The 14,199-nt window shown below is 43.6% G+C and carries 14 protein-coding genes and 3 pseudogenes; 7 read left to right on the top strand and 10 right to left on the bottom strand.

Features of this window, described 5'->3' with window-relative positions; translation table 11 throughout:
- Window positions 1–7 precede the first annotated feature (7 nt).
- The 3 genes from HRE53_RS26955 to HRE53_RS26945 all read right to left on the bottom strand — a co-directional run bounded on the left by HRE53_RS26955 (window position 8) and on the right by HRE53_RS26945 (window position 1,745).
- On the bottom strand, window positions 8–298 hold the full coding sequence (locus tag HRE53_RS26955) for a hypothetical protein (protein ID WP_235111601.1): 291 nt from the start codon (window positions 296–298) through the stop codon (window positions 8–10).
- A gap of 416 nt (window positions 299–714) precedes the next feature.
- Window positions 715–1,392 carry a diguanylate cyclase gene (locus HRE53_RS26950; protein WP_235111600.1) on the bottom strand — a complete coding sequence of 226 codons (678 nt, stop codon included), beginning with the start codon at window positions 1,390–1,392 and terminating at the stop codon, window positions 715–717.
- A complete protein-coding gene (locus HRE53_RS26945; RefSeq protein WP_235111599.1) occupies window positions 1,299–1,745 on the bottom strand; it encodes a response regulator in 447 nt (148 codons plus the stop codon). The genes HRE53_RS26950 and HRE53_RS26945 overlap by 94 nt, the downstream gene beginning before the upstream one ends.
- Before the next feature lie 670 nt (window positions 1,746–2,415).
- Here HRE53_RS26945 and HRE53_RS26940 point away from each other — a divergent pair.
- From HRE53_RS26940 to HRE53_RS26920, 7 genes are all read left to right on the top strand, one after another.
- Window positions 2,416–2,952 (top strand): FHA domain-containing protein, encoded by a 537-nt coding sequence (locus HRE53_RS26940; RefSeq protein ID WP_235111598.1) that lies wholly within the window; start codon window positions 2,416–2,418, stop codon window positions 2,950–2,952.
- A gap of 119 nt (window positions 2,953–3,071) precedes the next feature.
- Window positions 3,072–4,406, top strand: a complete 1,335-nt coding sequence (locus HRE53_RS26935) for a PAS domain S-box protein (protein ID WP_235111597.1) — start codon at window positions 3,072–3,074, stop codon at window positions 4,404–4,406.
- A 202-nt stretch (window positions 4,407–4,608) separates the two neighbouring features.
- Window positions 4,609–4,719, top strand: a complete 111-nt coding sequence (locus HRE53_RS35310) for a hypothetical protein (protein ID WP_396133490.1) — start codon at window positions 4,609–4,611, stop codon at window positions 4,717–4,719.
- Between the two features lie 434 nt (window positions 4,720–5,153).
- Window positions 5,154–5,549, top strand: coding sequence for a transposase (locus HRE53_RS26930; protein WP_235111596.1), 396 nt, complete (start codon window positions 5,154–5,156; stop codon window positions 5,547–5,549).
- Entirely contained in the window at window positions 5,509–6,201 is a 693-nt protein-coding gene (locus HRE53_RS26925) for a transposase (protein WP_255801529.1), read from the top strand. Before HRE53_RS26930 ends, HRE53_RS26925 begins: the two co-directional genes overlap by 41 nt.
- Window positions 6,092–6,439 (top strand): transposase, encoded by a 348-nt coding sequence (locus HRE53_RS34640; RefSeq protein WP_315876746.1) that lies wholly within the window; start codon window positions 6,092–6,094, stop codon window positions 6,437–6,439. The genes HRE53_RS26925 and HRE53_RS34640 overlap by 110 nt, the downstream gene beginning before the upstream one ends.
- Before the next feature lie 391 nt (window positions 6,440–6,830).
- Window positions 6,831–7,226: a pentapeptide repeat-containing protein gene (locus tag HRE53_RS26920; RefSeq protein ID WP_235111595.1), complete on the top strand. Its 396-nt coding sequence runs from the start codon at window positions 6,831–6,833 to the stop codon at window positions 7,224–7,226.
- Between the two features lie 204 nt (window positions 7,227–7,430).
- Here HRE53_RS26920 and HRE53_RS26915 read toward each other — a convergent pair.
- The 7 genes and pseudogenes from HRE53_RS26915 to HRE53_RS26885 form a co-directional block, all read right to left on the bottom strand.
- Window positions 7,431–7,775: pseudogene (locus HRE53_RS26915) on the bottom strand (diguanylate cyclase domain-containing protein); the annotation flags it as partial.
- A 16-nt stretch (window positions 7,776–7,791) separates the two neighbouring features.
- Window positions 7,792–9,164: pseudogene (locus tag HRE53_RS26910) on the bottom strand (ISKra4 family transposase).
- 97 nt (window positions 9,165–9,261) lie between these two features.
- Window positions 9,262–9,966 carry a response regulator gene (locus HRE53_RS26905; protein WP_235111592.1) on the bottom strand — a complete coding sequence of 235 codons (705 nt, stop codon included), beginning with the start codon at window positions 9,964–9,966 and terminating at the stop codon, window positions 9,262–9,264.
- Window positions 9,963–10,667: a response regulator gene (locus HRE53_RS26900; protein WP_235111591.1), complete on the bottom strand. Its 705-nt coding sequence runs from the start codon at window positions 10,665–10,667 to the stop codon at window positions 9,963–9,965. The genes HRE53_RS26905 and HRE53_RS26900 overlap by 4 nt, the downstream gene beginning before the upstream one ends.
- Window positions 10,651–11,655 (bottom strand): HAMP domain-containing sensor histidine kinase, encoded by a 1,005-nt coding sequence (locus tag HRE53_RS26895; RefSeq protein WP_255801526.1) that lies wholly within the window; start codon window positions 11,653–11,655, stop codon window positions 10,651–10,653. The genes HRE53_RS26900 and HRE53_RS26895 overlap by 17 nt, the downstream gene beginning before the upstream one ends.
- Before the next feature lie 50 nt (window positions 11,656–11,705).
- A pseudogene (locus HRE53_RS26890) lies at window positions 11,706–13,006 on the bottom strand (NF041680 family putative transposase).
- A 94-nt stretch (window positions 13,007–13,100) separates the two neighbouring features.
- Window positions 13,101–13,955 carry a hypothetical protein gene (locus tag HRE53_RS26885; RefSeq protein WP_396133489.1) on the bottom strand — a complete coding sequence of 285 codons (855 nt, stop codon included), beginning with the start codon at window positions 13,953–13,955 and terminating at the stop codon, window positions 13,101–13,103.
- Window positions 13,956–14,199 lie beyond the last annotated feature (244 nt).

Here is a 14,199-nt window from a genome sequence, read left to right as displayed (position 1 = left end):
ATTCCCCCTATTGAGGGGGGGAGCTGATCTCACAGATTTCCTTTAATTGTTCAATGTTCTTTATCCGATTCTGAAAAGCACTGAAGCGCATCTCGTCAGTTTTAGGAATTTCATATTCAACTGCTCCTAATACATGGATACTGATACATTCTGGGTCAAATGGACCTCCAATAGCTGCACCAGGGCCAATGTACTCTGCATAGTATTTCTTTTGGAGAATAACACCTGTTTGTTGATGATTCACAATCGACCATAGATGTCCGTTCTGTAGGATTTCAATAGATAGATGCTCTCGCATATTTGGAGAAGCTACTTTATGTTATGACATAAGTGAAATAAATGAATAAATGCTAGAAATATGAATTTTTAGGAGTAAGATACTTTGACTATTATCATCAGAGTTATATTTATTCTAGTAAAGATTAGAATAGGATATTACTTGTCTGTTCAATGTATCTATAGCCATCATAATATTTGACTATTATTTTTTTCATCCGTAATAATACGGCAAAATAAATTTTTAATTAATATATAATTCAGTACTGATAAGCTCTATACAAAGTATACATATGAATAGTATGAAAGCCTTTACTGTTGCTTAAGTGCAGCTATTTAATGGATTATTTTGTGCTATTTATAACTTATACATCGCAATAGATTTATGCTTGTCGTTACCTGACAGAAGTCTTTCTATGAGTTTAAAAAAATCTTAGACTAAATACAATTTTTTACAACTAGACTAGATTGAAGATCTACATCTGAATAGGTTGGAAAAAAGTGAAGGCAATTGCGACCTTGTTCCTTGGCCATATATAGAGATTGATCTGCCAGTTCAATTAATTGAGAGGGAGCGATTTCTTTCTTTGGAATAACACTGGCTACCCCTAGACTGAGACTAATCCAATGACCCACTGAGGAAGATATATGAGGAATATGGAGTGCTTCAATTTCTGCTCTGATGGCCTCTGCAACATGGACAGCCCCCGATTGATCTGTGTTAGGTAACACTACTGCAAATTCTTCCCCACCATACCGAGCCACACAGTCTGCTGGCCGCTTGGCAACTGTCTTAATAGCATGGGCTACTTGCTGTAAACAGTGATCTCCAGCCGGGTGACCATAGGTATCGTTATAGGCCTTAAAGTGATCGACATCGCATAGGATTAAAGAAAGGGGTTGCCCTTCCCGCATTAATCGGACCCACTCAGACATAAATACTGTGTCAAATCGACGTCGGTTGCTAATCTTAGTCAAGCTGTCTATTACAGCAATATTTTCAAGTTTACGGTTTGCTATTGTTAACTCTTTGGAGATTTTTTCAAAGATTCGTTCTTCTCTCTCAATTCTGAGCGTAAATTTTGTCGTTCTAGAGCGAATTGAATTGAACAACATAATACAGTGGCGTCAAAATGTCCTTTGAATAGACAATCTTGTGCTCCATGCTGCAATAGGTGAAGTGCTTGCAATGGGTCCAGATTGCCACTGAGAATAATCAGAGGCATTTCAGGGAAGGTCAGCTGAATTTGTTGAAATGCTTCTAGGCCATGGGCATCAGTTAAAGATAGATCAAGGAGTATGAGGTCGAAGGCAGGATGATGGTGAAGTCGAGCTATCCCTTCTGCCAATGTCTTCCTATGTTCAAGAGTAGCGGAAAAACTGTGACGGCCCTCCAGTAATTCTTTGATGATTTCAACATCTTGTTTATCATCTTCAATCATCAAAATCCGGGTATCACCAATCTGCATCGCCTTACTCCCCTATTCTTTTTAGACAATGGCACATGCATATTAAAGTATGAACTCAAAAAAAATTTGTTAATTCCATAATGTTTTCTCATCTCTCAGAATAATGTCTGCATATCTATAGTGAATTGAAAATTAACAGAAAATACAACTAATGACGAAGTAAAGATTCAGTTAAGATCTTCTGTGCTATTTGCTACTGTTATTCAATAAATTGATGCTTTACTAATCATGCTAAGTATCTTATATTCTTAGTCCTAAAATTAACCTCAATAACTAATAAGAATTGACTTGATACCAATTAGCACCTAAGAGTGTAATTTTAATTATTTGCTAACCCAACTCAGTATTGGGTTTCACGAGTTTGAGAGTTACACCTTCAGGCACAGCTTGGTATAAGCTACAAATACCTAGCCTATAAAAAACTCTATTTAAATTTAATGTTCGTCAATTAACTAACATCAAGAAGAGATGTTTTCTGTTAATTTTTTTTATTCACATAAGAAATATAATTGCATTATTGCTTGGAGGCAATGAAATAGATTTGCCGAAAATGTTCTTTACTTCATTCGATTGTCGTTTAATTTAGGTAGATACTGGAAGTTAGTTGTTTTCTATAACGGGCATATTAATAAGAAGTAGTTTAGATGGAACTAATTTAGTGCATCGATGATTGGGACAACATCTTCTACAAAAAGTTCAGCATTTTCTTGTTATTGAAGATGAATTAGGGAAGCGTACAATTCCACTACTGGAAACGACTTGTTCTATTGGCCGAGATCCCAGCAACTCGATTGTGATTCAATCACCATCAGCATCTCGTCAGCATGCTTTACTGATGAGGGTCACGATGCCTGATACCGATAGCCACATGTTTCGCTTGATTGATGGAAACCTCCAAGGTAAACGCAGTAAGAATGGTTTGAAAGTTAATGACCATACTTGTACCACACATGATTTGAATCATGGTGATGAAGTCATTTTTGGCGAGGATGTGCGGGCCAGATATTACATGACGAACAATATCGCTGATGTGCATTTTCTAGAGTCTTGTGCTGCTGATGAAGTCACGGGCTTTTTGTCTAATCTTCATAATCCAATGCAGACCTTAACGCAATCAGGTGAGGTACTTGCTAGCTTTAATGAGGCTGCTATTGTCCGTTTAGCATCTTTCCCAGAGCTCTTTTCTAACCCCCATCATCGAAATTAACTTAAAAGGCAAAACTACTTATTTAAATCCCGCTGCCGTAGCCCAATTCCCTCAACTACGGGATCTTCAATCTAAACACCCAATATTGGAGGGGTTAGTCACATTAATTGCCAAGGATCATGAAAAGTTTTTTTGTTAGAGAAGTAGAAATAGGAACCCAAGTTTTTGAGCAATCCGTTCACTTTATTGCTGAGAGTGATCTGATTCGAAGTTATATCGTTGATATTACAGAACGAAAGTTAACGGAAGCGGCTTTGAATGATAGTGAGCGCCGATTTCGGGCTATTTTCAATCAAACCTTTCAGTTCTCAGGTCTTTTGAAGCCTAATGGTATTTTGTTGGAGGCTAATCAAACTGCTCTGGAGTTTGGTGGTCTCCATTTAGAAAATGTGATCAATTGTCCACTCTGGGAAACTCGATGGTGGACCAATTCAACAGAGACTCAAAGTCGGCTCCAGAATGCTGTATTGGAGGCGGCTAAGGGAAAGTTCGTTCGGTATGAGGTGGATGTACTTGGAGCCAAGGACAAGGTGACAACCATCGATTTTTCTTTAAAGCCCGTCCGTGATGAACTCGGTGTTGTCGTGTTGCTGATTTTCGAAGGTCGAGATATCAGCTATCACAAGCAAGTTGAAGCAGACTTACAGCAGGCACATAGCGAACTTGAGTTAAGAGTGCAACAACGAACAGCTGAGCTCAAGCAGAGTAATGAGCAATTAAGAAGCGAAATTGGTGAACGTGAGCGTGCCGAAACAGCTTTGCAATCGAGTGTTGCCACTAATCGGGCCTTGATCAATGCAATGCCCGATTGGATGTTTCGCATTAATAGGGATGGTATTTTCGTCAATTATAAAGATGCCTTGAACACCAAGTTCCCCCTTCCAACTGAAGATTTTTTAGGTCAGTCCCTAGAAAGGATCTTTTGCCAAGACACGGCACAACCGTTTTTTGACTGTATTCAAGCAGCATTTACCACTAAGGAGATGCAGCTACTCGAATATCAACTGGAGTCTGAGAGTAACCTTTGCTTTTTTGAAGCTCGGATTGTAGTGAGTGCCGAGAATGAAGTGATGGCTGTAATTCGCGATATCACTGACCGCAAACGGGCTGAAGACGATATCCGCACAGCCCTGACCAAGGAACGGGAACTCAACGAACTCAAGTCTCGCTTTGTCGCTATGACCTCCCATGAGTTTAGAACCCCCTTGGCAACTATTTTGTCTTCGGCGGAGCTGTTGGAGCATTATGGCCACAAGTGGGACGATACTCGGAAGCTCAAGCACTTGAAACAAATTCAACAATCTGTAGAACATATGACAGGCCTGTTAAATGATGTGCTTCTACTGGGTAAAGCAGAATCAGGGAATCTCGCCTTTAAAACCCATCCACATGCACCTAACAGATTTTTGCAGAGGTCTAGTAGAAGAGCTGCAGATTACTACGAATACTCATGAGATTGTATGCCAGTTGCAAGAACAAACTACAGAACTACATATGGATGAGAAATTGCTTCGGCATATCTTTACGAATTTACTCTCTAATGCAATTAAATACTCCCCCCCCAAGGAGGACGAATAGATTTTGGTTTGGCCTTTGAAAATGACTATGCAATCTTCAATGTCCAAGATCATGGTTTAGGGATTCCCCAAACGGAGTGTGATCGCGTTTTTTAATTCCTTTAATCGGGCCAGCAATGTTGGCAATATTTCAGGGACAGGATTGGGGTTGGCTATCGTGAAACGTTCTGTTGATTTGCATGGGGGGTGAAATCTCACTCACTAGTCAAGAAAAGGTCGGAACCACCTTTACTGTACGACTGCCAGTAGGGGGGAATTAACGGGATTGGGGAAAACAAATTTCAAATGACGTTCCAGCCTCTCGCTTGACAGTTATGGTACCTGAAATCTGTTTTGTTAAGGTGTTAAGCATCCGTAAGCCCAAAGTGTGGGATCTTGCAACGTTCAGGTTAGCGGGTAAACCAATACCGCTATCGAAAATTTTCCACCTGTAAATGTTTCCGGGTTAACTTGCCAAGCCTGAGTTTTGGAGGTTTTACAATGGTTTCACTCCACTCAGATTGGAAGGCATCTCTTTTTGTCAAAGTCAAAATTGTACTCAGTGATGCGTAGTGTCCCGATTTATTCGCCATGAGTTGAAATTCCTGAAATGCTGTATTAATAGTGACTTCAGAGCATTTCTTGATGAACATTGCCCAGCGCGAACAACAGATTATCCGCATCCAATCCCAAAGCTCCTATGCCTCTATTAACGAAGCCCTGGAAGCAACCCTACGCCTGGAAGCAAGCCAAGTCACCCAGAAAATAATAGAGGCAGCACTAGACGAAGAAGTTCAAGCCTATCTATCCCAACTTCAAGGGACTCGACCTCGGCGCTCAGGTTATTATCAACGGGTTCTAGATACGCAGTATGGTAGGATTCCTCAACTGTCTGTCCCTAAACTACGTAAAGGGAACGCAGACCGAGAGTGGCAGATTTTAGAACGTTATCAACGTGCCCTTGGCAGTCTCCTCGATTTTTTGCCTCGGCTTGTACGTCATGGGTTTATCGCTTCGGGATCTGCAAGAAGCTCTCTATGAGATTCTAGGAGCAGTCTTATCCGTTAATGCCATTAACCGAATTACGCTAAAAGCTCAGAAGCAAATGTTCCAAAGCCGTCAGACTCGTCTTGAGGAAACCCCTCCTATTCTGATTGTCGATGGTGTTTGGGCTAGTGTTCAGTGTTCCTCAGAAGACTTTTGGGAAGATCAAGCTGGGCATATCCGGAAACTACGCCATGCGGAAGACCGAGTCATTCTAGTCGCTATGGCAGTGTGGCCCGATGGCACCCAAACGGTGCTTCATTATGAAATGGCGACGCAAGAATCGGAGGCAGCTTGGTCACTATTCTTTGCGCATCTGTGGCAACGGGGATTGCAACCCTATTCGGTGAAATTGATTGTGAGTGATGGTACGACTGGGTTGCCTAAGGTGATTCGTGCTCTGTTTCCCCTCGCACAACATCAACGCTGCATTACCCACAAGGTTCGAGCCATGCTGCGGCATTTAGGCTATGGGCAATTGTCGTACCTGGATGCGCAAGGACAAGAGCTTTCACTGCCTGAAGCTAAGAAACAGCGGTATGCACAAATTCAACATGATGCCTACGCCATCTATAAAGCGCCCACCTGGGAAGGGGCAGTTATTTCATTTCTGGTGTTTGAGAAAAAAGTGGACAGACATCGAACCTGACGCCGTCAGAACCTTTATCAACGATTGTGCCCTGACTTTGAACTTCTATGATTTTGATGCATCTCTTCACTCACTCATTCGAACCTCAAATGCACTCGAGCGGTTGTTCCGGGAATTCCGAACCAAGGCGGATGAAATTGGTGCTTTCCCTAATGAAGAGAGCTGTTTAGCAATTCTCTTCCTCGTTTTTCGTAGGGATCATGCCAAGCATGATCGGCTCAAAAACCGTGGCGAATAAATCGGGACACTAACCAGTGATGACTACGGCAATGTCTTACCAGCAAGTTTCGCCAGAAGAATAAGGGGATAAGCTAGTCTGAACGAGTAACTCGCGCCTTAACTGTACTGAGAACTGCGGAACTAAATGGCCAATAGCAGCAGCTCTGGCTCCCTCAAACCAATGCAGAGTAAGTGAACCCGGAATAATTTACAGGTGGGATTTTTCTAAGCTGTGTCGCCAACCAAGCAACTTATTTGGGTGAATGTGCTGACGCCATTTGAACAGTTTAGGGGTTAGGGAGAGATGCCTAGGAGATTCAGATGGGTCAGCAGGGAGCGTTCTATAGGGTGGGGTTTATATTGAGAAATAAGGGTATTTGGTGAACAATGATTTCTGAAGGTAGAAAGACATGGTTAGGGCTTTACTCAGGTTTGGTTCTGGGGATTTCGACTTACTTGAGATTTTGCGGAGAGGGCCAGATGCTTGGAACCAGTGGCGTGAGAAAAATCCTAATCAGGAGATAAATCTCAGTGGTGCTGACCTCAGCGGTGCCAATCTCCACAGTGCCGACCTCCACAATGCAAAACTAAGCAGTGCAAAACTCAACGGTGCCGATCTCCGCAGTGCCGACCTTAGCGATGCAAAGCTCAACGATGCGAACCTCACCCGTGCAAAACTAAGCAGTGCAAAACTGAACAATGCGAACCTCGTTGGTGCCAACCTTTTTGGTGCCCACCTCTTCAATACTGATTTCACGAATGTCAACCTCAGACGTGCCGAACTATTCGGTGCTATTGTTTTTTGAAGAAACTAAGATTGATCCTAAATGGCTTCCTAAACCTCATCCAAGATGAGATCTGGAGTTTTTAGATCTTGGGTGTTTTTTGCATAGATTCTTTTCGGGGCTTATGCGAAATACCTTCTATATATCAACAGTTTTGATTCTTTTGATTAATTCTCAGTAAAAAAAGGGCTCTTGTCCTCTTTTGTCGTCATAAAAAGTTATTTTTTAACGTCTTTCTCTAGCTTTTTGCATAGCAATTTCAGCATTTTTCAAAGTAATATCAACCACATCATCAGCTGCCTGACCATAGCCAACACCAATGCTACCTGTGATAGTGATTTCATGATCTTGAATTGCAAAAGGCTGTTCAAGGCAAAATAACACTTTCTCCACAAATAAATCTACCTGTTTTTCATCTGTTAATTTGCTAAAAAGAATAGCAAATTGATCTCCTCCTAAACGAGCTAACATATCGTCGGGATTGATTACCTCCTGTAGCTTTACAGCTAATTGTTTCAATAGTTCATCCCCAACACAGTAGCCAAAAGAGTAATTAACCTCTCTAAAGTGATCGCAATGGGCGTATTTAGCGGATCGGGGATGCCTTAGTTTTCGGAATGGTCACCTCTGGGAATAAGGAGTCAAACCGTTCATTGACCCAGGCAATTCTCAAGATCAGTAAATGGTTGAAACCATCCTCACTCCAGCGCATGCCAACTCCCTTAAAGCGCTGCTGAATCAACCACTTGCATGCACTTTCAACCATTCCTGACCCGAGAGGAATCTGTTGCTGTTCAAAGTGCCGATAACGGATGTGGTGATGATGGCGTTGGAAATAAGCCTGCACCTGGAGCAACGTTGAAAAAGACTTTCCCGTTAACAGTTGTGAGTGAATCAATATCGTCAAGGACCGTAATACAAGTAGGTGTTGCCCGTGTCGCAATTGGTGTCGCCAGTGCCGGAACCAGGCTTGGGCTTGAGCAGAGCGGGCATCTCCAAACATCGCTTTAGTTGCTCGTGCCAGATGGCCTGCTGAATGAAAAAAGTCGAGGACTGCCACAGCACAATGAGAGAACAAGGTGCGATAGACTCGCCAGAAGCCTCGTCCCCCATCACTGAGCCAGATGACTTTTGGAGCAGATTCAAAGTCTTGTTTGTGAGCTTCGAGTTGAAGTAAAGGGATGAACTGGTCGATATCGCCCAATACTGCCACCAGTCTTCGACGCAGTAATTGGGGGACCTCCTTTTTAGCTCGGGTAACCCGTGTTCCCAGGCGAGCTAAGATGGCGACTTTGACTTCTCGCCACTGGATTTTTCCCTTGGGTGAGTTCGGGGTGGGGCGAAAGGGGACCATCACACCATCGGCGGCAATGGCCAAAGGTAGAGCAGATAACATCTCTGAAATCGCTTCACAAGGGGCCTGAGTCCCTGATGATTGAGCGTTGAGTTGAGCTTCTAATTCCTGCTGAGCTTTGTTACCCACGGATTGCACCCAGTTCCACAAACTGGATGGACTCACGGATAGACCACTCCACTGACCCAGCATCCAACTGGCCAGTTCATAGGGCATGAACAGACTCAACAAGCAGCCCAGACGCACCAGTTCTTCGCTGCTGTGCTGATAGGGGGAATCCCAATGGCTTGATCCAGGGGAGTCAACAGACTGCCTGGACATCCTTTGGGACAACGGCCCACCCGTCGCTTTCAAGAGATAGTGCCTACCAGTGTCTGCATCTGACGAGATTCCCATCCCTTCGAATGTAAGCGGGTTCCGCAGGTAGTACATACAGGCCATACAAATACTGCTTTCGCGCGCCTTGAGAGTTCATCCTCCAGAAGACAGCGAGCTAGAAACAAGCCCATTTGCAGAACGATATAAACCATCTGACTCAGGCTGGTTGATACTTTGAGTGCTTCAGTTTGTTCTAGAAATTCGTCATGGGCTAGCACGGTTAGCAATTGCGATGGTAGGGGGCATGATAGTTTTTTGGTTCGGGTACAGGATCTATTGTCCTTGACCCGTTTTTCTTTGAGCCATGCATCCCCGATCCTTTGCTTACGCCCGATCGCAATCGATATAGAGCACGGCGAATTTATAAGATTTATCCATCTTGGCTAAAAATAGAGACTGTTCCAAACGCTTCAAGAATGAAGCTCTATTGGGGATATTTGTGAGTAGGTCATAATGACTTGTTTCTAATAAGCGGGTGTTCGAAAGTTTCAATTTACTATTCTGCTCAATGACCCATTCTTGGAGTTGGTTATTCAAACCCAGGATTTTTTCTTGAGCTGATTTTAATAAAAGCTGATTATGCACCCGTGCTAATACTTCTTCAACTTGAAAAGGTTTTGTGAGATAGTCTACCCCTCCCACATCAAAGGCTTTGACTTTATCTAAGGGATCGTCTAAAGCACTAAGGAAAATAATGGGAATATTTGCTGTTTGGGGATTCCGTTTTAGTTGAACACAAACTTCATACCCATTTAGATCTGGCATGAGGATATCTAATAGGATTAAATCGGGTAGGAGAGAGTCTACAGAGTTTAACGCCATTTCACCACCCGTTGCTTTTCGAACAGAATAGCCCTGAATAGACAACATGCTAGAGAGCAACCGCAGATTTTCTAACGTGTCGTCGACAATCAGAATCTCACTGGGAAGTAATTGGGTGGCTGGACTGGAGAGATCCATATTCAGATTAGTATGGAGTTCATTCATGGTTGGTTTTAAAGTGCGATGGGTCAAATTTGGTTGCATCATTCCATCAAAGCGTCCATCAACTGAACGATTTTCTCGAATTGATAATTCTCAACCCAGTTGGTCAAAGCTATGGCTAAAGATTGATGCTCTGAAGGGATTTGCTCAATGAGTTGTAAAAGGAGGACATCGTTTCCTTGACTCGCTCTTTGACCGATGCCCTTTATCCAATCTGGTGGCATGATCCTTAAGCTCTCTGGATCAAGATTTCCATGATTATGGGGTTGGTCTTTATTCTGGGTATCGTGATTTTGAAGAGAGTCTTCTGTTATATATTTCACTCCAAGATGGGCTGCGATTTTCTGTATCAGTTCATTTTGTTGAAAGGGTTTGCGTACAAAATCATCACATCCTGCATCAAATATTTTTTGTTTGTTTTCTTCAAATACACTTGCTGTCAGGGCAATCACAACAGTCTCCTTCCCTTGAGAAGTCGCCTTAATGTGTTGTGTTGCCTGGTAGCCATCCATTTCAGGCATACGTATATCCATCCATATCAAATGGGGCTGCCACTCTTGCCAGATTTTTATCGCTTCTCGACCATTCTTGGCTTCTCGCACTGAGAAGCCCATCAAACATAGGAAATCAACGAGGGGAGCTCGATTCGTTTGCTCATCATCAGCAACAAGAAGGCGAAATTCAGGTTGATTGGGGGCCACACAAACAGGCTGAACCATCGCTTCACTGTCAGTGTCTGTCGGCATACCATTGGCAATCACTAAGGGAATATGAAAGACGAATGTAGAGCCTTGTCCTTTTTTGGCTATTGACGGAGAGATCCCCTCCCATCAGTCGTACAAACTTCTTGCTAATACTGAGTCCTAAGCCCGTACCTTCTCTTGATTCCAAGCCAATATCACCCTGCTCAAATGCAAGAAAGAGTTTATCCAGGCTTTTAGAATCTATTCCAGGACCTGTATCGCTGATAGCAAACGTCAAAGTCTGAGCGTCTACAGAAACATATAAGTCGATCTGCCCCTTTTGAGTAAATTTGATGGCATTACCCAGAATGTTAATCAACACTTGACGGAGCTTACCTTGATCCGCCTTGATATATCGAGGGACAAGGGCTTGTCCATGAAAATAGAGTTGCAGCTGCTTGCTTGAGGCTTTGAGGCTAAACAGCTCTTCCAACTCGATGAGCAAGTTGTATAGGTCAAAGCTGATAGGCGTGAGATGGAGTTGACCTGCCTCAATTTTGGCCATTTCCAACACATCATTAATTAATGCTAGAAGGTGTTTCCCACTGCGGTTAATCGTATTAACGTACTTGGTATCCTGCGCCCCTAGGTGTTGAGAGCGCTGCATCAGCTGGGCATAGCCTAAGATGGCATTAAGAGGGGTACGGAGTTCATGGCTCATATGGCTTAAGAAATCGCTTTTTGAGCTATTAGCCCTTTCTGCCTCCTCTTTCGCAGCTTTGAGTGCTTTAGTTTGTTTTTGCGAATGGGCTAATAGCTCAGCTTGCTGTACTGCTACCCCTAATTGGGTCCCCACCTGAGTCATGATTTGGGTCGCTGATGAGTCCCAATGGAAAGGAGCAGCATCTTGAGTCGCCATAAGTAATCCCCATAAATGCGTACCATCGACAATGGGAACCACGAGATAAGATCCGATGTTTAATCGCTTTAAGACTTTAAGGGTATAATTGGAATTTAGACTAAAAAAAGTACCTTCAGCAGAAATTATCACGCAAGAGAAGTACTGACGTGAATGCAGGTGGTGGGAGTTAAATCGGTAGATTAGGCTGCTACCTTCTCCTTCTTTTTGGGCTTAGATGCTCTTTTCCTTACAGTTGGATAGCGAGGTCGCTGAGTTCTTTTTCTACCTGTTGTCCACCCCGGCGACTTTCCACGAGGTTTGGGGTCAGTTGCAGGGGAACCAACCCTAGCTAAAAGTGCAGTAATAGAGTCAGCAACCCGTCCTGGAGACAATGAGGTCAACCTTTTTTGCCAGGGTAGTGGCGTATCTTTAACGATGGTACGAGCCAGCCATAGTTGCCAGGTAAGCACTGGCATCAGGTCAGACCAGGCTTCCATTTGCTCCGCTGTGGACAGTTGCGGGACGGTCCAATGTAGACGTTGACGAACAAACCGATACCAATGCTCCAGGGCAAATCGACGGAGATACTGACGCCACAATTGAGTCACGCTCAGATGCTGTTTGGAAATCCAAACGAGCCACAACGGTTTTGAGGATGGAGCATCCAATCGCTCTATTAAAATGACTGAAAACGGATGTTCTGCTGCCTGCTTGAAATGCAGAGATGTCCAGCACCTCACTCGCACTCGTCCCAGCTCATTGTCCTCGAACATCAGCTGCTCTTGAGGTTCATGCCACGTATCTGGAGCTTTGAGGGCGAATTTAGCACCATGTTTTCGGGGTCGACCTTTGCCCTGATATGGAGGAGGTTCCTGATAGAGGACTCGGTTGGGACGTAATCGCAAGAGTTGGTCACAGAGTATATCTGCACTCTGTTTGAGAAAGGGGGGGCACACCCATACTCACTATCTGCCAAAAAGAGAATCAGACCCGTCAGTTGGAGACACACTTGCCGCAGTTGAGTAGCGGCTTTCTCCAGTGGCGTTTCAAAACTGGTGATGCGTTCATGCACTAAAGGTAATGCCCAACTCCCTTGGGCTTCAGGAATCCAGGCTATGCTGCTGTACCCTTGGCCAAGGGTGATGGGTTTCACACCACTTAGCGGTTGAGGTTGGTGTTCATACGTGCGTTCACGCAGAGTCTTAGCATAAATCCGTGGCCAGGCCGTATGGTCTCCCGCTAAGACGATCAGCTCTGAGGGGGGAATCTCCTTGGCATATGCCTCCATCAAGAGTTGACGAGAAGGATCGGCATCTTGAAGGGCTTTATAAATACTCGGCCATTTGCGGCGAAACAGGGGACTGAGGGACAGCTCTACAAATGAACTGATGCTGCGAGTGGTAAGTACTGCATCCATCAAGTCGAATAAAGCATCCTTCGCATTCCCTAATCGGTAGTAGATTGACTGGCGAAAGTTCTTTAGTTTGTCCAGACTAGTCATGATAAAGCTGTTGAGAGGTTCAATCTTCAGCTTTAATCATTGGGCAGTCGGTTGCTTCAAACTGACTGTCTTTTCTTTTTCTTAAAAGGAGCTATTAGTCTAAACTCCAAGTATAAGGATCAAATCCAAACTCATTGACATCTGTGATCGTTCGACAACGCACTTCTTGACTGGGGTCTCCCAAGGCAAATTCGTAAAGATAGGTTTGACTCAGTATTTGTTTTAGGCCCTTTGGGGGAGAAATCTCTACAGTCTTAGCTCCCGGATGAGCAGCTTTAAGAGCCATGATGGAGGGGCTATTCTGGCTCACCGACTCAGCGACTAACGTCCCGCTCCAATCGGATTTAAACTGATATACCAAAGTCCGATCGCAAGCAATAACCTGCTTTAATTCTTGAGTCGTATCGACGAATATAGTCTGTATATCTAAGGTCTTTCGCATGCGCTGAATGATCCCAGAGAGGGCATGTTCTCGTTCAGCAGCTTTTTTCAATTCAGCCGTTCGTTCTTGGACAAGGGTCTCTAAACCATCATTGAGATTGCGGAGTTCAACTTCGGCTCTTTGGCGTTCCTGAATTTCTTTTTGTAAGGCTTGATTGACTGTTTCCAGTTGTTCTGGCGTTTTCAAGGATAAGAATTTGGGAAGTAACGTTGCCATTTCCGTAGCTGTATAGCAGGAGACTAGAGCAGTGATAGCTTGCTCAGTCCCAGACAGCCAGTAGGCAGGGTGCCATAAGGTCCAAATTTCCAGTAAATGGCCTGTACCACAGAGAACAATGAATGCTCCAAACAACAGAAAAATATTCTGAAAAGGGACATCGCTCCTTTTGGAGACGAAGTAGAGCAACATCACAGGAATGGAAAAGTAAGCCACTGCAATTAGTAAATCACTGATTACATGTAGACCTACCAAAGGAGTTTGCCAAAGGTAACAATGACCGTGAGGCATGTATTGCTCTGGGGAAAACAGATTTTTTAAAGTATTCCAAAGACTATTCATATATCCTGGCAAGTGATTGACATAAAAAAATAGTCACTAACACCGACTTGTCTTCTGATATTTCTTTCTCAAACTGATTGTTCTGAATTGGAGATGAATAGCCGCTTTACATCAGTTAAAGCTTGCCCCAAAAAAGATATGAATATGCATTAATCCTAGATATTCAGTTGATTTAGATAGATGCTTGGAGATC

Origin of the sequence: Acaryochloris sp. 'Moss Beach' (assembly GCF_021497025.1) — a bacterium.
In the GTDB taxonomy this organism is placed as follows: domain Bacteria; phylum Cyanobacteriota; class Cyanobacteriia; order Thermosynechococcales; family Thermosynechococcaceae; genus Acaryochloris; species Acaryochloris marina_A.
This window is presented reverse-complemented; position numbering and strand designations above follow the sequence as displayed.